Genomic DNA, 25,690 nt, shown 5'->3' with positions numbered 1-25,690 from the left:
GTTGCTCGATGGTCATGCTCAGCGTCACCCTGCCCTTTCATTCCTAATTTAAACGTATCAATAGGCCCTTTATTCCATTGAAGCTTCTTCATGTTAGGTCCGGTATTTTCCCCGCGCAACTGGAAGGGGCCAATTTGGCCCGGTTTCCAGAACTTTCCGGGCCCGACGGTGTGGCCTGGACCACTGCACGTCCGTGAGCTTTCTCGCGTTTCGGTGTAAATCTTTGGCGAAAGCTACTAGTCTGGGCGCGAAACGGCAGTGTCACCCGAGGCATTGTCACCAAATGGGGAGTTTCCTTTTGAAGATGAATCGCCGAGCAGTAATCACCACCGCCGCAGCCGCCTCCGTGGGAGTGCTGGCAGTGGCTGGAGTGGGGGTGAGCCAGGCGCACCACACGGTGACCTTGCGAGTTGATGGAGTGGAGAGGATCGTGAGCGGGTTCTACCCGGACGTGTCCTCCGTCCTGACCGCAGCTGAGATTAACCTTGATGAATACGACCAGGTGGAACCGGGACTCCAGTCAAAACTGGATGACGGTGCGACCATCTCGGTCGAGCGGGCCCAACCGTTTACCGTTCGGTCAACTGACGGGACGGACGTGCACTGGGCCGCCGGGGTCTCCCTGGACGACATCTACGACGAACTGAATTCGGACAAACCGGTGGAGGCAATCACCGTGTCCCGCTCGGTCACCCGCACCGCCCTGCCCCTGACGCAGGCCGCTCGCGAGGTGACCGTTCGCGTTAACGGCAAAGAGCAGCAGGTTCCGACCCGAGGCGGAGAGACCGTCGGGCAGATTCTGCAGGCGGCCGGGGTGGACGCCAGCCCGATGGACAGCATTTTTGCGGTCCCGGGTGAGCAGGGCCTCGCGATTGAGGTCACCACCGAGACCAGGAAGATCACCTCGAAGAAGGAAGACATTCCCTTCGAGGTTCAGTACGTTGATGATCCCGAACTGGAACAGGGTGTGGAAGAGGTGACCCAGGTCGGCCAGAACGGTCTGCGCGTCATCCGGACCTACGAGCAGGTGGTGGCCGGTAAGCCCCGCGTTTCGGCCGTCCTATCCAACGTTGTCTCGGTCCAGCCGGTGGCCCAGGTGGTCGCGGTTGGCACCAAGGAACCCGCGCCGACCGTGAGCGCCGCGACCGGCGCCGCCGGCACGGATGTCTCTGGCGTCCAGGTCTCCAACGGCGACGTCTGGGCCGCGCTGGCCCAGTGCGAATCCGGGGGGAACCCGGCGGCCAACACCGGCAACGGCTACTACGGTCTGTACCAGTTCTCGCTGGGGACCTGGCAGTCGGTGGGCGGGGTAGGCCTGCCGTCGGATGCCTCCGCGGCCGAGCAAACCCAGCGGGCACAAATTCTGCAGCAGCGTTCCGGCTGGGGCCAGTGGCCCGCCTGCGCCGCTAGCCTCGGTTTGCTCTAAAGACGGTAACCTGGGGGTTGATGGAAACTGAAGGTAACCTCCCCCCGAAATACGGGCCGCTCCTGGGGCCGGTCGCGATCCGCGAGATCAGCGCCGCCCTGGGCGTGAGCCCCACCAAAAAACTCGGACAAAACTTCCTGCACGACGGCGGGACCGTTCGCCGAATCGTCGCTTCGGCCCAGATCGACCCCGGCGACATTGTGTTGGAGGTCGGTCCCGGCCTGGGATCGTTGACCCTCGGTTTGCTCGGAGCGCAAGCCCGGGTGTGCGCGGTCGAAATTGACCCGACGCTGGCGGAACAACTGCCCAAAACCGTGGCGGAACTCCAGCCGGACCGGGCTGACGACCTGGTGGTCTACCAGGCCGACGCCCTGACCGTGCAGAGTTGGGCCGAATGCGCGCCGGGGTGGGCACCCCCGCGACGCCTGGTCGCCAATTTGCCCTACAACGTGGCGGTGCCGATCCTGCTGCATTTCCTGGCTCTGCTGCCCACCCTCGAATCCTCGCTGGTGATGGTCCAGGCCGAGGTGGCTGACCGGCTGGTGGCGGGCCCCGGCTCGAAAACTTACGGGGTTCCCTCGGTGAAGGTGGCCTGGTACGGGCAGGCCAAACGGGCCGGCTCCGTGGGTCGGACCGTGTTCTGGCCGGCGCCGAACGTGGACTCCGCCCTGGTGGACGTGCAGCTTTTTGCCGAGCCGCGCGGGGACGAATCCCTGCGCCAAGCCACTTTTGCCCTGGTCGACGCGGCCTTTGCCCAGCGGCGGAAAATGCTGCGGGCAGCGCTGCGTTCCTGGGTCGACTCGGCCGAAGAGGTAAACGCGCTGCTTGAGCGGGCTCAGATTGACCCCACCCGGCGCGCTGAGACTTTGAGCATCGATGACTTTGTCCAGTTGGGACGGGCCAGCCTGACCATGTCGGTGAGCGAGGCTCCGCTGTTGGCCGCCGCCCGCGAACGGGGGCGCCAGGATGCGTGAGGCGATTGGCCAAGCCCCGGCGAAAGTGAACCTGGTGCTGAAGGTCGCCCGACCGGGACCCGATCACTACCACCCCCTGCTGACCGTGTTTGAAGCGGTCAACCTGTGGGAGTACGTCCAAGCCAGGACCCAGCGGGCCCCCGGGGTGTCCGTTCGCACCCTGGCCTACCGGCCCAGCGTGGACGGGGTTGGAGCCCCCGCCCTGGACCCCGTCGCCACCGGGGCGCTTGCCCAGCTGCCGCCAGAACAGCACCTGGCCGTGCGGGCAGCCAAGGTCCTCCAGCCGCTGGTGGCGGCCCGCTGGGGGGCTACCGCGGCCGGATTGTCACTCACGGTGCACAAAACGATTCCGGCGGCCGGGGGGATGGCGGGTGGATCGGCGGACGCTGCCGCCACCCTGGTGGCCGTCAACGATCTGTGGGACCTGGGACTGGGCCTGGAACAACTGGAGGCGTTGGGGCGGCGCCTGGGCGCGGACGTGCCCGCCTGCCTACGGGGAAACTGGTCGGTAGGGGACGATCGCGGCGACCGGTTGCTGACCGTGGCGCCGGCCCCAGCCCAGCCCATCCACTGGTGGGCGCTGGCCTTCTTCCGGGTCGGGCTGTCGACCCCGGCCGTGTTCCGACGATTTGACGAGCTGGGGCTGGGTGCCGAAGAGCTGCCCTCCGCCTCGGACTACCTGGACCGGGCTCGGGCCCTGACCGGGCCGGCGGGGGAACTGGGCCCACTGCTGGACAACGAGTTGCAGGCGACCGCGCTCTCGCTTCGTCCCGAGTTGGCCCAGGCCGGGCAGCAGGCGCTTTCACTGGGAGCCACCGCCTGGGTGGTGTCCGGGTCGGGACCGACCGTCGCGGCGCTATGCGCCAGTCACGAGGAGGCGGTCCGGGTGGCCGAGGCGTGGCAGGCAGAGGCCCAATGGGCGACCTCTGATCTGCTGGGTGCAACCGTCGTCGGGGGAGCGGTGGGAGCTGCTCAAACCGCCGCCGAACTGCCAGTTTGGACCGAAACGGCCAGATCAGGCAGTTTGTAGACTCTTCTCACATTTGTGCGACGAGGTTTTCCGGGAAGCGCCCCGGCGCGGCCAGATGTGCGAAAACTCGCGAAATCGTTGCAAAACCGGGGGTTTTGACGGTTCTGAGGCCGGGCGGCCAAGTATGGCACCAACCGCGGGCATCTGTCAACGGCCCGGCGCAGACTTTCTGGCAGTATGACGCAGAATCGGCGCGCCGAAGCTGACAAGTGGCCAACTCTTTCGTAGGGTTTTCCTAGCCACTCAAGTGGTGCTCTATTGCAAGAATGGAAGAGGTCCTTACATGTCCATGAATCGTACTGAGATTGTCGCCGCCATCGCCGACCGCGCGGGCCTGACCAAGACGCAGGCTGACGCTGCTCTGGGCGCCTTCCAGGAGGTGCTGATCGACTCCCTGTCCAAGGGTGAAGCCGTCAAGGTGACCGGCCTGATGTCGGTGGAGCGTGTTGAGCGCGCCGCCCGCACCGGCCGCAACCCCCGCACCGGCGAAGAGATTCAGATCCCGGCAGGCTACGGCGTGAAGCTGACCGCTGGCTCCACCCTGAAGAAGGCCGTCTCTAACAAGTAGTGCTTCGGGGGAGGAACTAGACCCCTTCCCAGACTTGACACGGGGATCATCCATTTGGATGATCCCCGTTTGGTTGCCTGGCTGTTGGGTCGTTTGGGCCGGTGGGTTACCGGTAGCCGACCGGTGGCTGCGACGGCCATCCCACCGGAAAAACGGCCCAACCTGGCCGCTCTGAGACAGCGTAGAATGATCCCGGAAGCTCAATTTTGACCTCAATGAAGGGATCGACTCATGCAGGTTGCAGTTCTTGGCAGTGAAGAAGAGATCGGGGCAGTAGCCGCCCAGCGGGTAGCGCGGGTTTTGCGTCGCAAGCCGAACGCGGTGATTGGATTGGCTACCGGCTCCTCGCCGCTGCCGCTCTACCAGGAACTGATTCGCCTGCAGCAGGCGGGGGAGATCTCCTTCGCCGAAGCCAAGGCCTTCTGCCTGGATGAGTACGTGGGTCTGCCCGCCGATCACCCGGAGGGGTACCGCAACTTCATTGAGCGTGAGTTCACCGGCCAGGTCGACTTTGCCCCCGGAACCGTGCACGCCCCCAACGGGCAGGCAGCCGACTCGGTGGCAGCCGCCAAGGAGTACGACGAGGCGATCAAGGCGGCCGGCGGGGTCGACATCCAGATTTTGGGGATCGGCTCCGACGGGCACATCGGGTTCAACGAGCCGGGTGGCTCGCTGACCTCCCGCACCCACCTCGGGTTCCTGACCGAGCAAACCCGCGTGGACAACTCGCGCTTCTTCGACGGCGATATCAACCAGGTGCCGACCGCCTGCATCACCCAGGGCTTGGGCACCATCATGGACGCGCGCGAGCTGATCATGGTTGTGACCGGGGCCGGCAAGGCCGACGCGGTTCGCGAGCTGGTTGAGGGCCCGGTTTCGGCCCACTGGCCCGCCACCATCATGCAGTTCCACAATGAGGCAATTGTCTTGCTGGATGAGGCGGCCGCCTCTAAGCTCGAAGGTCGTGAACACCTGCAGGCCACCTGGGAGGGTTACCTGCGGACCGAATGGGCCGATCGGTAGGCAATCAAAGGGGAACAGACGATGACTGAGCCGCAGCGCGGGGGAAGCCTCGACGTTCTGGAGCAGACCCAGGTCAAACCGGACCAAGGTTCGGGTAACGGTGACCGCTATGCGCACTATGTGCGTCGGGACCGGGCCAACCGGTCAGCGGTTACGGGCCAAGCGGTGGTGGCTCTGTGCGGAAAAGTCTGGGTTCCCACCCGCGACGCGAAGAACTACCCGGTCTGCCCGCGCTGCAAGCAGCTGCGGGACGAAATGGGCAAACAGGGGCCGTCCTGGCCGTTCAAAGACTAGGGTTAGCCGCTGACAACTGGGGAGTTCACTTGGTGAGCTCCCCAGTTTCGTAGTAGCGGGTGGGAACTGCGGCTTCGCCCTCGGACAGGCGCCAGGCGGCGTAGGGCAGCTCGTTTCGGGCCCGCCGGTGCAGCTCCTGAGCGGCCAAAACCGCTTCGGCCGACCACAGGTCAGAGTTGATCTCCCCGCCCAGCACGAGCGGCTGCTGCAGGGGGCGCATCCCCAGCTCGCGCAACTGCTCCTGGGTCTGAGCCCAGTCCGCGCCCGCCACCAGGACTTCCTCGGAGGCGTAGCCGTCCTCGTCGTAGCGCCGACCCGCGACTTTCCGGCCCGCCACGGTGCTCTTCGATTCCGAGCGCTTGGCGACCCCGATCATCTGCCCGGCTTCGTTCTCCCGGGCCACCAGCTTGTAAACCAGCGCGGCAGTGGGGACGCCCGAGCCGGTCACCAGCTTGGTACCAACGCCGTAAATGTCGACCGGGGCCGCCCCCAGGGCCGCGATCGAATACTCGTCCAGGTCTGAGGTGACCACGATCTTGGTCGAGGTGGCCCCCAGGGAGTCCAACTGCCCGCGGACTTTGAAGGCGTGGGCGACCAGGTCACCGGAATCCAGGCGCACCGACCCCAGCTCACCGCCAGCGGCGCGAGCCGCCGCCACCGCGTTCTCCACGCCCTGGCTGATCGAGTAGGTGTCGACCAGCAGGGTGGTGCCCGTGCCCTGCTGGGCAATCTGGGCGGCAAACGCATCCTCTTCGCGGTCGTACAGCAGGGTGAAGGAGTGGGCGGAGGTTCCCACCGTGGGGATCCCGTACCTGATCCCGGCTTCCAGGTCAGAGGTGGAGATAAACCCACCGATGACGGCAGCCCGGGCCGCCGAGACCGCGGCCCGCTCGTGGGTGCGGCGAGCCCCCATGTCGATGCAGGGTCGCCCGTGGGCGGCAATGGTCATCCGGGAAGCGGCCGAAGCCACCGCGCAGTCGTGATTCAGGACGCTGAGCACCAGCGTTTCCAGCAGCGTGCATTCCGAAAACGTGCCTTCCACCGTGAGCAGGGGCGAACCTGGGAAATAGCATTCCCCCTCCGCGTAACCGTAAATGTCACCCTGGAACCGGAAGTCCTGCAAGAAATCCAGCAATAGGGGGGAATAGGTGCCCTGGTCGGCCAGCCACTGAATCTGGTCTTCGCTGAACTCGAATCGTTCCAACGCCTCCAAAATGCGCCCGGTTCCGGCCACCACACCGAATCGGCGAGTGGCGGGGAGCTTCCGCCCAAAGAGCTCAAAAATCGAGCGCCGGTTGGACACCCCGGAATGCAGGGCCGCGTCCACCATGGTGAGCTCGTACTTGTCCGTCAACATCGCTGTGGAAAATGAAGCTGGCATGCGTTAACGGTAGCGCGAAATTGCTCACTAGGGTCGACAGTTTCAGGGGTGAGCAGGCGGTTATGTCGGGTATCACGCTCTATCCAGTTCCGAAAGGTCGATGGGGGCGCTACGGTCAGAACCATGAACAATGCGCCGATTGGGATTTTTGACTCCGGCCTCGGAGGGCTTACCGTCGCGCGCGCTGTCATCGACAATTTGCCCGATGAGGACATCATCTACCTGGGCGACACCGCCCACACCCCCTACGGCCCGCGCCCGATCGCGGAGGTACGAGAGCTGACCATTGCCGGGTTGGACGCGCTGGTGGCGCGCGGGGTCAAAATGCTGGTGGTTGCCTGCAATACCGGGACGGCGGCCGCGCTCAGCGATGCGCACGAGCGCTACTGGATCCGCCAGGGAATCCCGGTGGTGGAGGTCATTTCCCCGGCTGCGGGCGAGGCGGCCACGCAAACCCGGAACGGCAAGGTTGGGGTCATTGGGACCACCGCGACAGTCGAGTCGGGCGCCTACCTGCGCGCACTCCAGGCGGTTCCGGGGCTGGAGGTGTTCCAGCAGGCATGCCCTAGGTTCGTCGAGTTTGTCGAAAACGGGGTTACCACCGGCGACGAGCTGCTGGCCGTGGCCCAACGGTACCTGGATCCTCTGATCGACTACGGGGTGGACACGGTTATCCTGGGATGCACCCACTACCCGTTGCTGACGGGGGCCATCTCCTACGTGCTGGGCCCGCAGGTCAACCTGGTGGCTTCCTCGGAAGCAACGGCAAAGACCGTCTATTCGAAGCTGATGGAACTGAACCTGCTGCACGATCCCAGGCCGGCCGGGCAGGTGGCGGACTACCAGTTCCTGGCCACTGAGGATTCGCCCCGGTTCTCGGCTTTGGCGCGGCGCTTCCTGGGGCCAGAAGTTCAACACATCTCCACGGTGAATACGGTTTGAGGTCACGATGAAACTGACGATCATTGGTTGCTCCGGGTCCATGTCGGGACCTGAGTCCGCCGCGTCCAGCTACCTGGTGCAGGCTGAGGGGCCCGATGACGCCGGTCGAACCCGCACCTGGTCGGTGGTTTTTGACCTGGGGCCGGGGGCCTTTGGGGCCCTGTGGAAGTACCTGAACCCGCAGGACCTGGATGCGGTGGTCTTCACCCACGGCCATTCAGACCACATGGGTGACATCATTTCGCTGTACGTGCACAACCGGTGGAACCCGGCTGGGCAGGCCCCGATCTGCCGGATTTACGGTCCGGACAACATCGCACACCGGATGTGCCAGCTCGATGGGTGGGCCACCCCGGAGGAAATCTCTGAGATCTTCGACGTGGTGACGGTTCAGCCCGAGGTGCCTTTCCAGGTGGGGCCGATGACCATCACCCCGTACCGGGCCCGGCACACGGTGGAAACGTTCGGCTATCGGGTCGAAGCCCCCGGAGCCAAGTCGTTGGCTTTCACCGGGGACACCGACACCTGCGAGTCCATCACCCGGATGGCCCTGGGGGTCGACCTGCTGCTGTCCGAGGCGGCCTTCACCAGCGCGGACACTGTTCGGGGTATTCACCTGGACGGCGAGCGGGCCGGAGAACTGGCGACGGAGGCCGGGGTGGGGCAGCTGGTGCTGACCCACATTCAGCCCTGGACCGATCCCTCCGTGGTGCTGGCGGAAACCGAGCGCACCTGGGCGGGACCGCTGGAGGCGGCCCGACCCGGGCAGGTGTTTGAACTCTAGTCGCCCAGCAGTTCCTGCAGGTGCTCCACCATCAGCCGCACCGCCTGACCCCGGTGGGACAGGGCGTTCTTCTCTGCTGGGCTGAGCTGAGCTGTCGTGACGGAAAAACCGTCCGGAACAAAGATCGGGTCGTAGCCGAACCCACCACTGCCTGAGCTTTGACGGGCCAGGTGTCCTTTGACGCGTCCTTCGGTGGCGAACTCTCGCCCGTCGGGAAGGACCAGGGTCACGCAGGCCACGAACGCGCAGCCGCGGTGCTGATCGGGCACATCCGCCAGCTGGGCGAGGAGCAGTTCCCGGTTCGCCCGGTCATCCCCATGGTGGCCGCACCAGCGAGCGGAAAACACCCCCGGGGCACCCCCGAGCACATCGACGGTAATTCCCGAGTCGTCAGCCAGGGCCGGCAGCCCGGTCAACCGGCAGGCGGCCCGGGCCTTAATCAGGGAGTTGGCCTCGAAAGTGACGCCGTCTTCCACCGGTTCCTCCCGGGTGAACTGGCCGAGCGGAGCAATGTCAGCCAGGATCGCCTCCGAGAAGTACGGCGTGAGGATCGAGCGGATTTCTTCAACTTTGTGCTGATTTCCGGTGGCAACCACCAGGCGCGGAGAGGTGGTCATCGCCTAGTTCCAGTCGCTGGCTAGAGTTTCGCCCAGCGGCAGTTCCAGGGCTGCCAGTTGGAGGGCGCGCAGCTGCTGATTGCCGTGGTGGGCCAGGTCCAGCAGTTCGGTCAGCTCAGAGCGGCTGAACGGGGCTCCCTCAGCCGTGCCCTGGACCTCAACTAGTCCGCCGGTCCCGGTTTCAACAATGTTCATGTCGGTTTCGGCGCGGACGTCCTCTTCGTAGGGCAGATCCAGCATCGGCACGCCGTCGATAATGCCGACGGAGATCGCAGAGATCGAGTCCTTCAGGGCCGGGTGGTTCTTCCGTTCCCGAATCAGCTTCTGCTCACGCCCGAAGTTGATGGCGTCCTGCAGTGCGACCCAAGCCCCGGTAATGGCGGCCGTGCGGGTGCCCCCGTCAGCCTGCAGAACGTCACAGTCCAAGATGATCGTGTTCTCACCGAGGGCCGCGACGTCGACCACCGCCCGGAGGGAGCGGCCAATCAGCCGGGAAATCTCGTGGGTGCGTCCCCCCACTTTTCCCCGGACGGATTCGCGCCCGGAGCGTTGCGAGGTGGCCCGGGGCAGCATGGCATACTCTGCGGTCACCCAGCCTTCCCCGGATCCGGACCGCCAGCGCGGCACGCCTTCGGTCAGGGAGGCCACGCACAGGACCCGCGTCCGGCCGAACTCAATCAGCACGGAGCCTTCCCCGGCTGAGCCCCAGCCGCGGGTGATCTTTACCGGTCGAAGTTGATTGACGGCCCGTCCGTCGGCCCGCGATTTGCTCATCTCATTTGCCATGATTCAACCGTAGTCGCTTCCTCCGACAGGTGGAAATGTCACTCGGGCCCCGGCAGCTAAGCTGGAGGGGTGAGTTTACAGTTGATGCTTGATCGAGGGGCGATCGACTCGATGGGGGAATCGCGGGCGGAGTTTCGGCCCGCGGACCTGACCCCGGGGTCGTGGCGCTCCCTGGTGGTGACCGGGCGGGGCGAGGTGGCCGTGCAGGGGGACCGGCTCTGGACCACGCGGAAACTCGGCTCCGCTGAACCCTATCTGCTGGGCCGCGATCCCAACGGGACAATCTATTTGGCGCAACTGTGGGACGGTGCTGGCCTTCCTGCGGGCGTTCAGTTTCGGCCCCTGATTGAGATGGCTGCCACCCTCGGCGATAACGAGTCTTTCCTAGCCGCCCAGGCGGTGGCCTTGGGCCGGTGGCACGACACGGATCGGTACTGTGTTCGCTGCGGTCACCGGGTCCAATCTGCGGAGGCCGGCTGGGCCAGTCGGTGCCAACACTGCGGTCACGTTGAGTACCCCCGGACCGATCCGGTCGTGATCGTGCGGGTCACCGACGGGCAGGACCGGGTGCTGCTGGCGCACAATGCAGCCTGGGATCGGCCGATGCTTTCGGTTCCGGCCGGTTATATCGAGGCGGGGGAGACCCCGCGACGGGCGATTGAGCGGGAACTGTGGGAAGAGGTGAGCGTACCGGTGCAAAACTTCAGCTACCTGGGGGCCCAGCCCTGGCCCGGGCCGCGCTCACTGATGCTGGCTTTTCACGCCGAGACGATCGGTGACGAGGTGGAACCGGTCCCGGATCGGGTGGAGATTGACTATGCCCGGTTCTTCGCGCGGGACGAGTATGTGGCGGCGTTGCAGACCGGCCAAATCCTGGCGCCCCGGCCCAGTTCCATTGCGGCGGCCATGCTGTCCGACTGGCTGGGGGCACCCCTGCCCTATCCACAGTAGGCCGGGGGAAATGGGTTTTGTCGGAGCGGTGGGGACAATGGGAGTATGTCTGAAATGAAACAACCCGAGGAGTTGCTGGCCGCCCTGGACCCCCAGCAGCAAGAGGTCGCCCTGCAGGTTGGGGGGCCGCTCTGCGTGCGGGCCGGTGCCGGGACCGGGAAAACCCGGGCAATCACCTACCGAATTGCCTACGGGGTGGCTTCGGGGCAGCTCAGCCCCACCTCGATTCTGGCGGTGACGTTCACGGCCCGGGCCGCGGCTGAGATGCGCTCACGGCTGCGAGATCTGGGCGTGCACGGGGTACAGGCCCGTACATTCCACTCGGCGGCTTTGCGCCAACTTTCCTACTTTTGGGAGCGGGCATTTTCCGGATCGGTCCCCCAGGTGGTTGGGCACAAGGCGGCCCTGGTGGCTTCGGCCGCCACCCGGGTGGGGGTGCGGGTGGACAAGACTTCGGTGCGGGACCTGGCCGCTGAGATTGAGTGGGCCAAAGTCTCGATGATCAGCTTGGAGGACTACCCCCAGCAGGCCGCCAAGCTCGGGCGGGCGGCTCCGGCCGACCTGTCGATGGAAGATTTTGCCCGTATTTACGACGCCTATGAGCAGGCGAAGGCTGAACGCCAGGTGATCGACTTCGAAGATGTGCTGACCCTGACCTGCGGGCTGCTGCAAGAACGCGACGACATCCGGCAAAAAGTGCGGGGGCAGTACCGCTCGTTTGTGGTGGACGAGTATCAGGACGTTTCCACCCTGCAGCAGCACCTGTTGAACCTGTGGCGGGGCCCGCGCCGGGACATCTGCGTCGTGGGTGACGTCTCCCAGACCATTTACTCATTTGCCGGGGCCAGCCCCCGCTACCTGATTGATTTTCCGACGCAGTTCCCCGAGGCGAAAGTGGTAGAGCTGAACCGGGACTACCGGTCCACTCCGCAGGTGGTAGCGGTCGCCAACCAGGTGATGGCTCGGGCGCGGGGGATCAACGGGCTCGGCCCCGAGCGGGGATTGGAGGGGGCGGTGCGCCTGGTCTCGCAGCGCGAGGGCGGGCCGGCCGTGTCGTTCCGATCCTTCCCCACCGATGAGGATGAGGCCCGCGGCATTGCCCAGCAGATTCAGGACCTGTCCCAGCAGGGTCGACCGCTGGCACAAATCGCGGTGCTGTACCGGACCAATGCGCAGTCCGAGGCCCTGGAGCAGGCGCTGACCGACCTGGGTCTGGGGGTGCAGGTCCACGGTGGGGCCCGCTTCTTCGAACGAGAGGAAATCCGCCGCGCGCTCGTCCTGCTGCGACAGGGGGCGCGGATGCGCGAACTGGTGGGAGAGGGCGAGGCTGAAGCGGAGCTGTCAACCCAGGTGGAAGACATTTTGCTGGGGGCGGGGTGGACCCCGGAGCCGCCGCAGCGCGAAGGCGCGTCGCGGGAACGGTGGGAAAACTTGGAGGCGCTGGCCGCCCTGGCGCGGTCCAAACCGGAGCTCAGCCTCGGCCAGTTTGTCGAGGATCTGCTTGAACGGGCCCAGGCGCAGGCCGCCCCCCAGGTCAACGGGGTGGTGCTCTCCACCCTGCACGCCGCCAAGGGGTTGGAATGGGACGTGGTCTTCCTGGCCGGGGTGAGTGAGGGGCTGATTCCAATCTCGCTGGCGGAGCTACCCGAAACGGTAGAGGAGGAACGTCGGCTGCTCTACGTCGGGATCACCCGGGCCCGCGACCTGCTGCAGGTGTCCTACGCCCGAAGCCGTAGCGGGGGGCGCAGCCAGAAACGCAAGGTCAGTCGGTTCCTGGCTCCGCTTTGGCCCGAGGAGGCGGCTCCCGCGCGGCGTCGAGCCGAAGGTGATCAGAGCGCCAAGCAAAAGCTCAGCCAGGACAAGGAACGGTTCCTAGCTGAGTCCGACCCGGCCACCCTCGCCCTGTTCGAAGAACTGCGGCGTTGGCGCCTGGGTGTGGCCGGGGAACTGTCCCGCCCCGCCTTCGCCGTGATGAACGACGTCACCCTGCGCGACATTGCCACCGCTAAACCCAAGACCCTGCGTCAGTTGGGGGCGGTGCGCGGGATCGGGCACAACCGCCTGGCCGACTACGGGGCCCAGATTCTGCAGCTCATTCGCCAGCACGGGGCAGAGCAGGTGGAGGATAGCTAGAGGCGGTACATGTGTTGGGCACGACACCCGCAGTCCGGGTGAAAATCCCAGCGGGTCTCCTCCACCCCCGATTCGGTGAGCCGCCAGGCTGTGCCAAGAGCCCAGGTTGGCAGGCCGGCTCCGGCGCGAAGGGCCGGCGTCAGGACCGACTGCACCAGATGCAGGGCCAAGCCGGCCGCCGCCGCGGCCAACGGCAACTCCGGTGGGGACAGGGGGGTTCGTAGCAGCAGCTTGCGAGCTTTCGCCCAGGTTGGCAGGCAATCCCTCCGGTGAAACTCCAGGCACATGTGGCAGGGGGACAAATCGGGGACCAGTAGCGGACCGATCTGAATCGTGCGATCGTCGGCCACAATCGGCAGCTGAATTAGGTCGGCGCGCAGCAGCTGAGCCGCCCGCTGGTCGTCCACCACTCTGCGCTCAGCCGAAACCACCAGATGCGGCCGGGAAGAACGCCCCACCGCCACCCGGCGTGAACTCAACTCCGCCTTGAGGGCCTCGGTTCGCAGGGAGCCGAGGTCGTCCGGTCCAAACAGGAGCTCCACCTCTTCGTCGACCCGGGCCGCGTCGCGCACATCAATAAAAGAGACCCCGCTGGTGGCAGCCAACCGGGTAAACAGGATCGTAGTCCGGGAGAGCCCAACCACCCGCAGATGCAGGTCCCGAACGGTGGCGGAGCGGCGCGTCTCCACCAGGCCGTGGGATCGGAGCAACCCGACCAGGCGCAGCTGATCGGGCGTGAGGGAAGGTAGCGGGGGAATGTCGCGGCGACTCAGGAGCCGGCGAAGCCAGGTGGTGGTGCCCTCATCCAGGCCGGAGAGAACAAAACTGTGTTCCGAGCTGGACCCAACCTGCAACAGGTTGTCGGCCCAGGGCAGCAGGACCACCCCCTCACGGACGCGTTCGACCATCAGCACTCCCTTTCGCAGTTACCTTCCATTCTGGTCCGGCAGGTCTGCGAGCAGGTAGCGGCGAGCGCTCTGTGGATAACTACTTGTCGTCGGTCGGGGGCTCCAACCCGTCCGCCCAACCAAGGGTGCCGTCCAGAAGTTTCTCCAACGCCTCGTCAAACTCGTCGGTGGTGTCGTTGGCCGCCTCGCGGGTGGCCAAGAAAATCTCCGGGTCGGCCAGTTCCTGCGCGGTGGGGATCAGATCCGGGTGGGCCCAGAGGGCATCGCGCCCATCCGGTCCGGAAGCATCCTGAACCAGGCGCCAGAGTTTGGCGGCGTTGCGAGCTTGACGGGGGCGAAGGTGCAGGCCCACCAGCTGGGCCAGAAGCTGCTCTCCGTTGGATCCGCTCACGCGGCGCCGGCGCATGAGTTCCTGCATCTTGTCCAGGTCGGGCAGGTAGTCGCGCCCCGCTTCGGCGGTGACCACCTCGACCCAGCCCTCAATCAGGGCCAGCAGGGTTTCGATCCGGGTCAGGGCTCGCTGCTGCGCCTCGGTCGGCTCCGGGGAGAACACCCCCTCGGACATGGCCCGGTTCAGCGACTCCGGATCCTGGAAATCGAAGGAGCGGGCCGACTCGGCAATGGCTTCGGTGTCGATCCGGATCTCCTGCGAGTACCGGGTGATCGCCTGGAGCAGGTCGGCCTGCAGCCAGGGGACCGAGGCGAACAGTCGCGAATGGGCCGACTCTCGAATGGCGATGTACCAGAGCACTTCGCGCGGGTCGGTGGTCAGCCCCTCGGTGAACTCCATGATGTTGTAGAAGACCAGGGCGGTGGTGCCGGGCCGCGCCAACGGCAGGCCCGAGTCGAACGGGCCGAAACTGTGCTCCGACATGGCCCCGAGCGCCTGGCCGATCTGGGAGCCAAAGGCCAACCCGGACATCCGGGGCAAAGCCGTGCTCAGGGAGCCGGCCAACTGTTGAATCTCCGGGGGCAAACCCCGGTCCTCCGCCTCGCCCATCTCCGACTGCAAGGCTTCGGTGAGGGCCCGCGACGCGTTGGCCGCGACCGGCTCGCAAATCTGCTTCCAGGCGGGCAGCGTCTGCGTCACCCAGTCCACCTTGATCCAGGTCTCAAAATTGGCGTCGCTGACGGTAAAGTCCGTCACCTGGCTCAGCCACAGGTCGGCAATCTGCAGGGCGTCGTTCACCAGGCGTGTCTCGGTGAACCCAATCGGTTCCCGGTCCGCCTGAAAAGCGTGCTGTTTGGCGAGATCTTCGACCATCCGCCAGTTGATTGGGCCGGTGGTGGACTGGAACAGGTACTGGAGTTGACCCAACGGGACCGGGTTTGAGCCCGCCCCAAAAGCGTCGGCCATGGAGCTGAGGTCGAATCCCTGCAGGCTGAACTGCTTGGCGGCCTCAGCCGCGGCTTCGGGCCCCAAGAACGCGGAAAGGATCTCTTCAAGCGGATTACGTTCCGGTTCGTCGGAGTACTCGTCTGGGCGATCGTCGCGCGAATCGTTCATGGAATGAGTCTATCCGCACTGGCTGGTGATGAGCTGAGAAACTTTTGAATTGCCGGTGCGCTCTGGGCGCAATTGGCCGGCCAGAATTGCCGGTGGGGGAGCTGGTGAAAGCGTGTTTGAGGCGACAAAGCTCAGTTGGTCCAGTTGGTGCACAATAGGGGAATGGAAAAGACATCGCAGCCAAACCGGCTCAAGCGTGCGCTTCAGTGGCTAGTTCTCATTGTGGTGGCAGTGGGTTTGGGCCTGGCCGTCTCGCTGACGCCGCTCCCGTTCGTGATCTACTCTCCCGGCCCGACTTTTGACGTCCTGGGGGATCAGGACGGGCAGCCGCTGATTGAGATTCGCGGCTCGGACGAGCCGGCAGAGGGCGAACTGCGAATGGTCACCGTCAGCGAGGAGGGCGGGCCCGGAACCACGGTGACCGCCCCGATGCTGCTGCGGGCTTGGCGCACCCCCGGGTACTCGATTTCGCGCTACTCCGACGTGTATCCCGACGACGTCACCTCCGAGGACATGGAGGCGGTCTCCTCGGCCCAGATGGAGTCCTCCCACTCGACGGCGGCCGTGGCGGCTCTGGAATACCTGGGCTATCGCCTGCCCACCGTCATCACCGTGGTGGGGATCGCCGAAGACTCGGGTGCGGCCGGCAAAATCGAGGTGGGGGACCAGCTCGTGTCCATCGAGACCCCGGACGGGACCGTCTACCCGATGAAGTCCCCAAGTGCTCCCTTCCGGCTGCTGCGGGACGTGCCGGCCGGCACCGAACTGCAGGTGACAGTCGAGCGCGGTGGGCGCGATCGGACCGAGTCGGTCATCACCACTGAGGATCCGGCAGATCCCGAGCAGGGCTCGAAACTGGGGGTGGTCCTCAGCTTCGACATTGACATGCCGGTGGAAATCAACTTCCACCTGGAAAACGTCGGCGGTCCCTCGGCCGGAATGATGTTTGCTCTGGGCATCATCGACAAGATCAACGGCGGCACGCTGGTGGGCGACAACGTCATCGCCGGAACCGGCGCCATGCACTACGACGGCACGGTGGAACCAATCGGCGGGATCGAACAGAAAATGTACGGCGCCTTCCGGGACGGAGCCGAGTGGTTCCTGGCCCCCACCTCCAACTGCGACGAAGTGCCGGGGAACTACCCGGACGGACTTGAGGTGCGGGCGGTTGGCACCTTGTCCGAAGCCGTCGACGCGGTGCAAAAGATTGCGGCCGGGCGGGGCGACGAAGTCCCCACCTGCGAGTCGGTAGTCGGCTAGTCGGCGGTCGGCTCGGCCTCGACAAAGCCCAGCCGGAGCAGCTCCACCAGGCCGGGGATTAGGTTCTCACCCGAACCCACCTGGTCGTCCGAGTCGAACGGCCGGGTGCGGATGGCGCACCAGGACTCCCCGGAGCGCAGCACCCCCACGGTCAGGCGGACGTCGGTGTGATCGGGGTGCGAGGCGACAAAGTGGGCTGCCTCGTGCGGATCCTCGGGAACCTGGTCCTCGACCTCGGGCGGGATAATGGCCCGTTCGACCGCCACGGCGGCTCCGGCGACCTGGTCCGGCCAGGCCAGCTCGGGCAGGATCTCCTCCAAGTTGTCCTCAGCCAAGGGGTCCTGCAAGATGGCCGACAGGTGTTCCGCCTCTCCGGTCCAACTCTCACGCAGCTGTTCCGCAATGTCCGCAGGAAGGTCGGGAGCAGCCAGCAGTTCTTGGGTTGGCACCAGGGCGTAAATAGCCGGGGGACGATCCCAACCGAGGCGAGCTGCGCCTCGCTCAATCTCGTGGATTACCGTCTTCAAGGCCAGCTGATTTTCACTCATAGATGCATCTTGTCACGGCCCCGGGTACGGCCGCCAGTTGCCGTTATACTTGGACTGATTAGGCAGTCTATGTGGATCGACCGGTCCCGAGAGAGGAAACGGTGACCTCCTTCTTTGCGGGTGGATTCCCACCCAACAACGACCGACCCGCTGGCTCCCAGCGCAACCCGCAGGGTGGGGACGGGGAGGGCGGGGGAATCCCCAAGTCCAACCCCCTGAAGAACCCGCTGGTCATTACCCTGCTGATTCTGGCCCTGATCGGGCTGGTCATTTACGCCATGGCCCACACCTGGACCGAAGTGCTCTGGTTCCAGCAGGTGGGGGCAGACCGGGTCATCTGGACCCGCTGGGTGGCGATTGCGGTAATTGCCCTGGTGTCCTTCCTGGTGCTGTTCGCCTCGGTGGCGCTGACGGTGCAGTGGGCTTATCGCAAGCGCCCGCTGATGGGTGCTCGCTCGACTATGCGCGTCTACCAGCAGGCACTTGAACCGATGCGGAACCTGGTGTTCTGGGGCGTGCCCGCGCTGATCGCGCTGACCATGGCCGGGACGTACGCTTCCAGCTGGCAGCAGATCCTGATGTGGCTGCACCGCCAACCGTTTGGTGAGGTGGACCCCCAGTTCGGCATCGACATTTCCTTCTACGTCTTCACCGTTCCGGTGCTGCAGCTGCTGCTGAGCCTGCTGATGAACGCAGCGGTCCTGTCCCTGGTGGGCGTGCTGATCGTCAACTACGTTTACGGCGGCCTCACGTTCTCTCCAAAGCTGCGCGCCACCCGGCCGGCCCGGAAGCAGATCGGCCTGATTGCCGCGGTCATCTCCCTGCTGTTCGGCCTGCGCTACTGGCTGGGGATCTACTCGATGCTCTACCAGAACGGCGGTCCGAACGCGATCGTCGACGGCGCGCTGTACACCGATATTTCCGCCACCCTGCCGGCCCACCTGATTTTGGCGGTGGTCTCGGTCCTGGTGGCAGTCATGTTCATCGTGGCCGCCTTCCGCGGCACCTGGCGGCTGCCGGTCACCGGCGTGGCCGTCACCATCGTGTCCGCCCTGGTGATCGGGATGGCGTACCCCGCGTTGATCCAGCAGTTCCGGGTGACGCCGAATGCGCGCCAGATGGAGCAGCCCTACATTCAGCGCAACATTGACGCCACCTTGAAGGCCTACGGGTTGGACGAGGTGGAATACCAGACCTATGCGGCAAAAACTGACGCCTCCCCCGGGCAGCTGCGGGAGGACTCAGAGTCCACTTCGCAGATCCGCCTGTTGGATCCGGCCGTGGTTTCCCCCACTTTCCGCCAGTTGCAGCAGTCGCGTCCCTACTACACCTTTGATGAGCAGCTATCGGTCGATCGCTACACCATCGATGGTGAGCGTCGGGACACGGTGATCGCGGTTCGGGATCTGAACCTGAACGGCCTGCAGGAAGAACAGCAAACCTGGGTGAACCTGCATACCGTTTACACCCACGGCTACGGCGTGGCAGCCGCCTACGGCAACGCCGTTCGGCCCGATGGGACGCCGTCCTTCTGGGAACAGTCCATTCCTTCCGTCGGCGAAATTGGCGACTATGAGGAGCGGGTGTACTTCTCGCCGAAGGCCCCGGTCTACTCGATCGTGGGAGCCCCGGAGGGGACCCCGCCCCAGGAACTGGACTACCCGGACGACAACGCTCCCTCGGGTCAGGTGCAGACCACCTTCACCGGTGACGGCGGACCCTCGGTCGGAAACTTCTTCAACAAGCTGCTGTTCGCGGTCAAGTTCGGCTCGACCGACATTTTCTTCTCCTCGCAGACCAACTCAGAGTCTCAGATCCTGTTCGATCGGGATCCGATTCAACGGGTGAAGAAGGTGGCTCCGTTCCTGACGCTGGAGCAGAAAGCCTACCCGGCCGTGGTCGACATGGACGATGATCCTTCCACCACGCAGCGCCTCGTGTGGATCATTGACGGCTACACGACCGCCAACTCGTACCCGTACGCGGAGCACCAGTCGCTGACCGAGGCGACCACCGACTCGCGCACCCTGGCCGGCCCCGCCGCCGCCCAGTTCGAGACGATCAACTACATGCGGAACTCGGTCAAGGCCGTGGTGGATGCCTACGACGGTTCGGTGAAGCTGTTCAGCTGGGATGACCAGGATCCGCTGCTGGGAGCCTGGCAGGGGGTCTACCCGGGTCTGATTCAGGACAAGAGCGAAATCTCCGGGGACCTGATGAGCCACCTGCGCTACCCCGAGGATCTGTTCAAGGTGCAGCGTTCGCTGCTGGCCACGTACCACGTGACCGAGGCGGCCGAGTTCTACACCGGTGGTGACCGCTGGCGCCTGTCGGAGGATCCAACTTCGGCTTCGACCGACGCCGCGGGCCAGACGCAGCAGAAGCTGCAGGCACCCTACTACCTGACCATGCAGATGCCGACTCAGGAGAGTGCAGAGTTCTCCCTCACCTCCGTGTACGTTCCCGCCGGTGGGGGTGAGGCGCGCCGCGCGGCGATGGCCGGCTTCCTGGCGGTGGATTCAGAAACAGGCAACGAACCGGGGAAGGTCAGGGACGGCTACGGCAAACTCAGGTTGATTGCGCTGCCGTCTTCCACCACGGTTCCCGGCCCCGGCCAGGTGCAAAACGCGTTCAACTCCGATCAGACGATTGCGTCCGAGCTGAACCTGCTAAACCAGCAGGGGTCCAAGGTGATCAGCGGGAACCTGCTGACGCTGCCGGTTGGGGGCGGGCTGCTCTACGTCCAGCCGGTCTACGTGCAGTCCACCGGTAGTACCTCCTACCCGGTCCTGCGCTACGTGCTGACGGCGTTCGGCGACCAGATTGGGTTCGCCCGTACCCTGCAGGAGTCCCTGGACCAGACCTTCGGGGGCGACTCCGAGGCGACGGTGGCGGGCTCGGAAGGGGAGCCGGAAGCGCCGGACGAGAGTACGGACCAGACCTTGCAGCAGCAGCTGTCCAAGGCGTTGGCTTCGGCTCGCGACGCGCTGAAGGCCGGCCAGGATGCCATGTCGAACAACGACTGGACGGCCTACGGCAAGGCTCAAAACGACCTGCAGAAGGCGCTGGAAAAGGCCGTGCAGATTCAGAGCCAGCTGGATGCCGAGGCGGCCGCCCTCCTGGGTGAGCCGGCCGACCCCGCTGATGGTGGGGCGCCCCCCGGGGACGTCGGACCGGAAACCGAGCTCGGCTCAGACGCGGAGCAGGGTTAAAAATCACGAGGCGGGCACCTGCGGGTGCCCGCCTCGTGGTTTACCCGGAAGCTCCGGTGGCGTCTGAAACTCCTGTGGCCTCTACCTAAAGTTCGGGCCCCCAAGCGATTACGCCGGGGGCCCGAACTGCTGCTAGTCGGCGAAGTACTTCACCGCGGAGCGGAACATTCCCAGTTCGAACTGGCCGGGAACGTTCCGGTACAGGTGTGGCCCGATCCGCTCAGCGTGACCCATCTTGCCGATCACCCGTCCGTCGGGGCTGGTCAACGCTTCGATGGCCCACATTGATCCGGCCGGGTTGAAGTCCACGTCCATGGTTGGCTGGCCCGCCTGATCCACATACTGAGTGGCAATCTGGCCGAGCTCGCCCAGCCGAGCCAACTCCTCCTCGGATGCCACCAGGCGACCCTCCCCGTGGGAAATGGCAACCGAAACCACGTCGCCGACGGCCACCTCGGACAGCCAGGGGCTGAGCGTGGAAGCGATCCGAGTGCGAACCAGTCGGGACTGGTGGCGCCCAATCAGGTTGTGGGTCAGGGTGGGGGAGTCCGCGGTCGGTTCGACAATCTTCCCGTAGGGGACCAAGCCCAGTTTGATCAGGGCTTGGAACCCGTTGCAGATGCCGCCCACCAGCCCCTCACGCCGGTCCAGCAGTGCGGTCAACTCGGCGGAAATCTCCGGGTTACGCAGGAACGACGTGATGAACTTGGCGGAGCCATCCGGCTCGTCGCCCCCGGAGAATCCACCCGGGATCAGCAGCACCTGGGAGGTGGACAGGCTCCGGGCAAACTCGCTGGAAGATCGGGCGATGTCCGCGGCTGTCAGGTTCTGGACCACGAACAGTTCGGCCTCGCCGCCGGCTTCTTCCACAGCCCGTGCGGTGTCATATTCGGAGTTCGTGCCCGGAAAAACCGGGATCAGGAACTTCGGCTTCGCCGTCCTGTTGCTGGCGGGTTTGGTCGTGGGCGTCGAAGAGGTCACAACCGGGCAGGGCTGGTCGGTGGCGACCGGAGCCGAGATTGGGAACACCTCCGCCAACGTCTCCGTCCAGGCCGCCTCCAGCTCGGCCAGGTCGTACCGGGTGGACCCCTTGTGCAGCAGGTAGTCCGAGGTGGTCTGGCCCAGCACCTGGGCCCCCGCCAACTCGGCTCCCGGGGCCAGCTCCAGCACCAGCGCGCCGTAGCGGTAGGAAAACACCGGGGCGTCCGCCTCGAGCGTGACGCCGATCCGGTTGCCGACCGCCATCTTCAGCAGGCCCTCAGCGACGCCGCCCTGACCCGGAGTCCAGGCGGACAGGACCTGACCGGACCGGATGGCCGTCAGAGCCTGATCCCAGATTTGGCGCAGCGAGTCGGCCTGGGGCAGCCCATCGGGACCCAATTCCGGGCTCAGCAGGACCACGGTCGAGCCGGCCTGCTTGAACTCGGGCGAGATCAGCTCCGCGGCTTCAGCCACGGTGACCGCGAACGAGACAAGGGTGGGGGGCACGTCCAGGTTCTCAAAGGTGCCGCTCATGGAGTCCTTCCCACCCACGGCCGCCACCCCGAGCTCAACCTGGGCGCGCAGGGCCCCGAGCAGGGCGGACACCGGAAGACCCCAGCGGGCTGGGACGTCAAAGAGGCGGGGGAAGTACTCCTGGAAAGTCAGGTAGGCCTGCTCCAGCCCGGCTCCCGTTGCCACCAGTTTGGCCAGGGACTCCACCACGGCCAGGTAGGCGCCCGCGTAGGGGTCGGCAGCCAGAATGGCCGGGTTGAAGCCGAACGACATCACCGAGGCGGTGGTGGTGCGAGTTGGGAGCAGGGCGGCCATCGCCTGGGTGGGGGTGAGCTGGCGCCGACCCCCCAGGGGCATCAGCACGCTGGCGGCCCCAACGGTGGCGTCAAACCGTTCCACCAGGCCCCGTTGGGAGGCGATGTTCAGGTCGCGAGCCAGCTCATCCCAGTTCGAGAACGGGAACTGGTAGGCGTCCGGCGCGGTCACGGTGGCATCCGCTTCCTTCGGGGCGCCGTTGGTGTCGAGGAAGGCCCGGGACAAGTTGATGATTTCCTGTCCGCGGTGCACCATCACCAGGCGCGGCTCCTCGGTCACCTCGGCCACGACGGTGGCCTCCAGGTTTTCCCCGGCCGCCAGGGCCAGGAACCGGTCGACGTCCGCGGGCGCCAGGACGACGGCCATCCGCTCTTGCGATTCGGAGATCGCCAGTTCGGTGCCGGTCAGTCCCTGGTATTTCACCGGGACTCGATCCAGGTCGATTCGGAGGCCGGGGGCCAGTTCGCCAATGGCGACCGAGACGCCGCCGGCGCCAAAGTCGTTGCACCGTTTGATCAGGCGGGTGGCCGCCGGGTCGCGGAAGAGTCGCTGAATTTTCCGCTCTTCCGGGGCGTTGCCCTTTTGGACTTCCGCGCCGGACTCGGTGATGGACTCGGTGGTGTGGGTTTTGGAGGAGCCGGTGGCCCCGCCGCAGCCGTCCCGCCCGGTTTTGCCGCCCAGCAGCACGACCAGGTCGCCGGGGGCGGGTCGCTCGCGAACCACGTTCGCTGCCGGAGCTGCCCCCACTACCGCGCCCACCTCCATCCGTTTGGCGACGTAACCGGGGTGGTACACCTCGGTCACCTGGCCGGTGGCCAACCCAATCTGGTTGCCGTATGAGGAGTAGCCGTCGGCCGCCTCGTTCACAATTTGGCGCTGGGGCAACTTGCCGGGCAGAGTCTGGTCGAGGGGGAGGCGCGGGTCGCCGGCCCCGGTCACCCGCATCGCCTGGTAGACGAAGGCGCGCCCGGAAAGCGGGTCGCGAATGGCGCCGCCAATGCAGGTGGCCGCACCGCCGAAGGGCTCAATCTCGGTGGGGTGGTTGTGGGTCTCGTTTTTAAACAGGAGCAGCCACGGTTCTTCATGGCCGTCAACGTTGGCGGTGACCCGCACGGTGCAGGCGTTGATTTCCTCGGACTCGTCAAGGTTTACGGGCTTGAGGTACCGAGCGGCAATCGTGCCGAGGTCCATCAGGGTAATTGGCTTGGTTCGACCCAGTTCTGCGCGCAGGCGCTGGTATTCGGCGAAGGTCTCCTGGGCGCGGGGATCCTCGAACTGCAACTCGGTCAGCTCGGTGAGGAAGGTGGTGTGGCGGCAGTGATCCGACCAGTAGGTGTCGATCACCCGGAGCTCGGCCAGGGTGGGGGCGCGCCCTTCGGACTCGAAGTAGGAGCGGGTCAGCTCCAGGTCGTCAAGGTCCATCGCCAACCCGAGGTCAGCGTGGAGCTGGGCCAGGTTGTCCAGCGGGACTTCCGGGGTCGGGTTCGGATTCGGGGCCTCCTGGGTGAAGCTGGGAGGAAGGGTCGGGTCGATTTCCTGGGAGTCGACCGGGTTGATCAGGTAGTCCTTCAGCCGGGTCAGCTCCGCCGGGCTCAGCTGCCCGGTCAGCAGGTAGATCTGGGCGCTGTGAACCCGGGGCCGTTCACCCTGGTTCTGCAGTTGCAGGCAGCTTTCGGCCGAGTCGGCCCGCTGGTCAAACTGGCCGGGCAGGAACTGAACGCCGAAGGCGAAGTCGGCCGCGGGCAGTTCGGTCAGGACCCGGTCCACCGGCGGCTCGGAAAACACCGTGGTGACGGCGGTGGCAAACTCTGCCTCTGAGAGCCCCTGCACGTCGTAGCGCTGCAGCAGCCGAACCTCGGTCAGCCCCTCAATGCCGAGGAGCGTCTTCGCGTCACGCAGGACCCGCGCGGCTTCGGACGCAAACGGCGCTCGTTTTTCCACATAGAGGCGAGAAATCACGGGTGATCGACCTTCCTGAGTGCGGCGGCGCCAATGTCCCGGCGGAACTGGGCGCCTTCAAATGAGATGTGATCGAGCGCTTGGTAGGCGCGCTCCACTGCCTGGGGGAGGGTGTCCGCGGTGGCGGTGACTGCCAGGACGCGCCCGCCACTGGTGACCAGCTGCCCCTCATCCAACTTGGTGCCGGCGTGGTACACGTGGGTGTAGCCGTCCTCCACCGAGTCGATCGTGATCGGGCGTCCCACCTGGGCCTGGCCCGGGTAGCCCTCGCTGGCCAGCACCACACAGCAGCTGGCCTGGTCGGCAAAGTCGACCTCCACCTCGTCCAGCCGCTGATCGTGGACCGCCTGCATGATTGTCAGCAGGTCGGAGCGGAGCAGCGGCAGGATAGCCTGCGTCTCCGGGTCACCGAACCGGCAGTTGTACTCGATCACTTTCGGGCCGTCCGGGGTCAGCATCAGGCCGAAGTAGAGGCACCCGCGGAACGGGTTTCCCTCGGCAGACAGGGCCGCCACCGTCGGCTGGAAGATGTGCTCGGCGCAGTACTGGGCCACTTCCGAGGTGTAGAAAGGATTCGGCGCGATTACGCCCATTCCTCCGGTGTTCGGCCCCCGGTCACCGTCAAAGATCCGCTTGTGGTCCATCGACGCAACCATGGGTTTGACCGTGTGCCCGTCGGTGAAGGCCAGTACCGTCACTTCGGGTCCGGTGAGGAACTCTTCGATCACTACCTGGCGGCCAGAGTCGCCAAAGGCTTCGCCCGAGAGCATCGAGTGCACGGCCTCCCGAGCCTGTGATTCCGACTCGGCAATGATGACGCCCTTGCCCAGAGCCAGGCCGTCCGCCTTGACCACAATTGGGTAGGTGACGTCAGCCAGGTAGGAAAATGCCGCGTCCTGGTCGGTGAAAACCTGGTACGCGGCGGTGGGGATGTGGTGTCGTCGCATCAGCTCTTTGGCGAAGGTCTTCGAGCCTTCGATCTGGGCGGCGGCGGCGGTGGGGCCAAACGAGGGGATCCCGGCTGCTTCCAGCAGGTCCACCGCGCCCAACACCAGGGGGTCGTCAGGCGCCACCACGGCGAAGTCAATTTGGTGAGAGGTGGCAAAATCGACAATTGCCGGCAGATCCGTGGCGCCGATGGGCACGCATTCGGCCAGGGAAGCGATCCCCCCGTTGCCGGGCAAAGCGTAGATCTTGGTTACTTTCGGACTGTTTTTGAGGGCGCGGACCAGGGCGTGTTCGCGCCCGCCTCCGCCAACTACCATGACATCCATTAGGACTCACATTCGCGAATTACCAGGTCCCTGTCAGGATACCTGGCGAGGATGACAAGTCGGGTCCCCGTCTCGCCTGCGAGAAGGGTTGACACTATGACTAAGCACACCGCCACCTCGGTTGCCGACGAGATGGGCCGCTGACTATAGTAGGTAAAGCCGACGCGGGGTGGAGCAGTTCGGTAGCTCGCCGGGCTCATAACCCGGAGGTCGTAGGTTCAAATCCTGCCCCCGCTACGAAAGAGGCCCTCTGGCTTGCAGCAATGCAAACCCAGAGGGCCTCAGTGTTTTTGTTCGCGGG

General features: G+C 65.4%; 20 protein-coding genes and 1 tRNA gene. 13 read left to right on the top strand and 8 right to left on the bottom strand.

The window, feature by feature from the left end; genetic code table 11:
• Positions 1-283: 283 nt before the first annotated feature.
• From SAC06_RS08015 to SAC06_RS07990, 6 genes are all read left to right on the top strand, one after another.
• The gene (locus tag SAC06_RS08015; protein ID WP_350257777.1) at positions 284-1,426 is read left to right on the top strand and encodes a transglycosylase family protein; all 1,143 of its coding nucleotides are present in this window, start codon (positions 284-286) and stop codon (positions 1,424-1,426) included.
• A gap of 20 nt (positions 1,427-1,446) precedes the next feature.
• Complete coding sequence (gene rsmA / locus SAC06_RS08010) at positions 1,447-2,400, top strand: 16S rRNA (adenine(1518)-N(6)/adenine(1519)-N(6))-dimethyltransferase RsmA (RefSeq protein ID WP_350257776.1); 954 nt, start codon at positions 1,447-1,449, stop codon at positions 2,398-2,400.
• Positions 2,393-3,430, top strand: coding sequence for a 4-(cytidine 5'-diphospho)-2-C-methyl-D-erythritol kinase (locus SAC06_RS08005; RefSeq protein ID WP_350257775.1), 1,038 nt, complete (start codon positions 2,393-2,395; stop codon positions 3,428-3,430). Before rsmA ends, SAC06_RS08005 begins: the two co-directional genes overlap by 8 nt.
• A gap of 283 nt (positions 3,431-3,713) precedes the next feature.
• Positions 3,714-3,998 (top strand): HU family DNA-binding protein, encoded by a 285-nt coding sequence (locus tag SAC06_RS08000; RefSeq protein ID WP_350257774.1) that lies wholly within the window; start codon positions 3,714-3,716, stop codon positions 3,996-3,998.
• A 231-nt stretch (positions 3,999-4,229) separates the two neighbouring features.
• A complete protein-coding gene (gene nagB / locus SAC06_RS07995) occupies positions 4,230-5,021 on the top strand; it encodes a glucosamine-6-phosphate deaminase (protein ID WP_350257773.1) in 792 nt (263 codons plus the stop codon).
• A gap of 21 nt (positions 5,022-5,042) precedes the next feature.
• Positions 5,043-5,315: a DUF3039 domain-containing protein gene (locus SAC06_RS07990; RefSeq protein WP_350257772.1), complete on the top strand. Its 273-nt coding sequence runs from the start codon at positions 5,043-5,045 to the stop codon at positions 5,313-5,315.
• A 25-nt stretch (positions 5,316-5,340) separates the two neighbouring features.
• Here SAC06_RS07990 and SAC06_RS07985 read toward each other — a convergent pair whose 3' ends face one another.
• On the bottom strand, positions 5,341-6,696 hold the full coding sequence (locus tag SAC06_RS07985) for a nicotinate phosphoribosyltransferase (RefSeq protein WP_350257771.1): 1,356 nt from the start codon (positions 6,694-6,696) through the stop codon (positions 5,341-5,343).
• A gap of 123 nt (positions 6,697-6,819) precedes the next feature.
• Here SAC06_RS07985 and murI point away from each other — a divergent pair, with 123 nt between their 5' ends.
• The gene (gene murI / locus SAC06_RS07980; RefSeq protein ID WP_350257770.1) at positions 6,820-7,638 is read left to right on the top strand and encodes a glutamate racemase; all 819 of its coding nucleotides are present in this window, start codon (positions 6,820-6,822) and stop codon (positions 7,636-7,638) included.
• A gap of 7 nt (positions 7,639-7,645) precedes the next feature.
• Positions 7,646-8,422, top strand: coding sequence for an MBL fold metallo-hydrolase (locus SAC06_RS07975; protein WP_350257769.1), 777 nt, complete (start codon positions 7,646-7,648; stop codon positions 8,420-8,422).
• Here the strand turns inward: SAC06_RS07975 and rdgB are convergent.
• Together rdgB and rph are read right to left on the bottom strand one after the other, a co-directional pair.
• On the bottom strand, positions 8,419-9,039 hold the full coding sequence (rdgB, locus tag SAC06_RS07970) for an RdgB/HAM1 family non-canonical purine NTP pyrophosphatase (RefSeq protein WP_350257768.1): 621 nt from the start codon (positions 9,037-9,039) through the stop codon (positions 8,419-8,421). The two genes, SAC06_RS07975 and rdgB, sit on opposite strands and share 4 nt — an antisense overlap.
• A 3-nt stretch (positions 9,040-9,042) precedes the next feature.
• On the bottom strand, positions 9,043-9,825 hold the full coding sequence (gene rph, locus SAC06_RS07965; RefSeq protein ID WP_350257767.1) for a ribonuclease PH: 783 nt from the start codon (positions 9,823-9,825) through the stop codon (positions 9,043-9,045).
• 69 nt (positions 9,826-9,894) lie between these two features.
• On the opposite strand from rph, the gene nudC reads away from it, so the two are divergent.
• A complete protein-coding gene (nudC, locus tag SAC06_RS07960; RefSeq protein WP_350257766.1) occupies positions 9,895-10,776 on the top strand; it encodes an NAD(+) diphosphatase in 882 nt (293 codons plus the stop codon).
• A gap of 45 nt (positions 10,777-10,821) precedes the next feature.
• Positions 10,822-12,909 carry an ATP-dependent DNA helicase UvrD2 gene (locus tag SAC06_RS07955; protein WP_350257765.1) on the top strand — a complete coding sequence of 696 codons (2,088 nt, stop codon included), beginning with the start codon at positions 10,822-10,824 and terminating at the stop codon, positions 12,907-12,909.
• Here the strand turns inward: SAC06_RS07955 and SAC06_RS07950 are convergent.
• Together SAC06_RS07950 and SAC06_RS07945 are read right to left on the bottom strand one after the other, a co-directional pair.
• Complete coding sequence (locus SAC06_RS07950; protein ID WP_350257764.1) at positions 12,906-13,817, bottom strand: hypothetical protein; 912 nt, start codon at positions 13,815-13,817, stop codon at positions 12,906-12,908. The genes SAC06_RS07955 and SAC06_RS07950 overlap by 4 nt on opposite strands.
• A 79-nt stretch (positions 13,818-13,896) precedes the next feature.
• A complete protein-coding gene (locus SAC06_RS07945; RefSeq protein WP_350257763.1) occupies positions 13,897-15,324 on the bottom strand; it encodes a zinc-dependent metalloprotease in 1,428 nt (475 codons plus the stop codon).
• 162 nt (positions 15,325-15,486) lie between these two features.
• Here SAC06_RS07945 and SAC06_RS07940 point away from each other — a divergent pair, with 162 nt between their 5' ends.
• Complete coding sequence (locus SAC06_RS07940; RefSeq protein ID WP_350257762.1) at positions 15,487-16,587, top strand: PDZ domain-containing protein; 1,101 nt, start codon at positions 15,487-15,489, stop codon at positions 16,585-16,587.
• Here SAC06_RS07940 and SAC06_RS07935 read toward each other — a convergent pair.
• Positions 16,584-17,135, bottom strand: coding sequence for a PPA1309 family protein (locus SAC06_RS07935; RefSeq protein WP_350257761.1), 552 nt, complete (start codon positions 17,133-17,135; stop codon positions 16,584-16,586). The two genes, SAC06_RS07940 and SAC06_RS07935, sit on opposite strands and share 4 nt — an antisense overlap.
• 101 nt (positions 17,136-17,236) lie before the next feature.
• On the opposite strand from SAC06_RS07935, the gene SAC06_RS07930 reads away from it, so the two are divergent.
• Positions 17,237-20,347 carry a UPF0182 family protein gene (locus tag SAC06_RS07930; RefSeq protein WP_412766217.1) on the top strand — a complete coding sequence of 1,037 codons (3,111 nt, stop codon included), beginning with the start codon at positions 17,237-17,239 and terminating at the stop codon, positions 20,345-20,347.
• 132 nt (positions 20,348-20,479) lie between these two features.
• On the opposite strand, the gene SAC06_RS07925 is transcribed toward SAC06_RS07930, so the two are convergent.
• Positions 20,480-24,115, bottom strand: coding sequence for a phosphoribosylformylglycinamidine synthase (locus SAC06_RS07925; protein ID WP_350257760.1), 3,636 nt, complete (start codon positions 24,113-24,115; stop codon positions 20,480-20,482).
• Positions 24,112-25,389 (bottom strand): phosphoribosylamine--glycine ligase, encoded by a 1,278-nt coding sequence (gene purD / locus SAC06_RS07920; RefSeq protein WP_350257759.1) that lies wholly within the window; start codon positions 25,387-25,389, stop codon positions 24,112-24,114. Before purD ends, SAC06_RS07925 begins: the two co-directional genes overlap by 4 nt.
• A gap of 163 nt (positions 25,390-25,552) precedes the next feature.
• Here purD and SAC06_RS07915 point away from each other — a divergent pair.
• A tRNA-Met gene (locus tag SAC06_RS07915) sits at positions 25,553-25,626 on the top strand.
• Positions 25,627-25,690 lie beyond the last annotated feature (64 nt).

The organism is Scrofimicrobium sp. R131 (assembly GCF_040256745.1).
Lineage (GTDB): Bacteria > Actinomycetota > Actinomycetes > Actinomycetales > Actinomycetaceae > Scrofimicrobium > Scrofimicrobium appendicitidis.
Note: the sequence above shows the minus strand (reverse complement) of the source record. Positions and strands in the feature narration are given on the sequence as shown.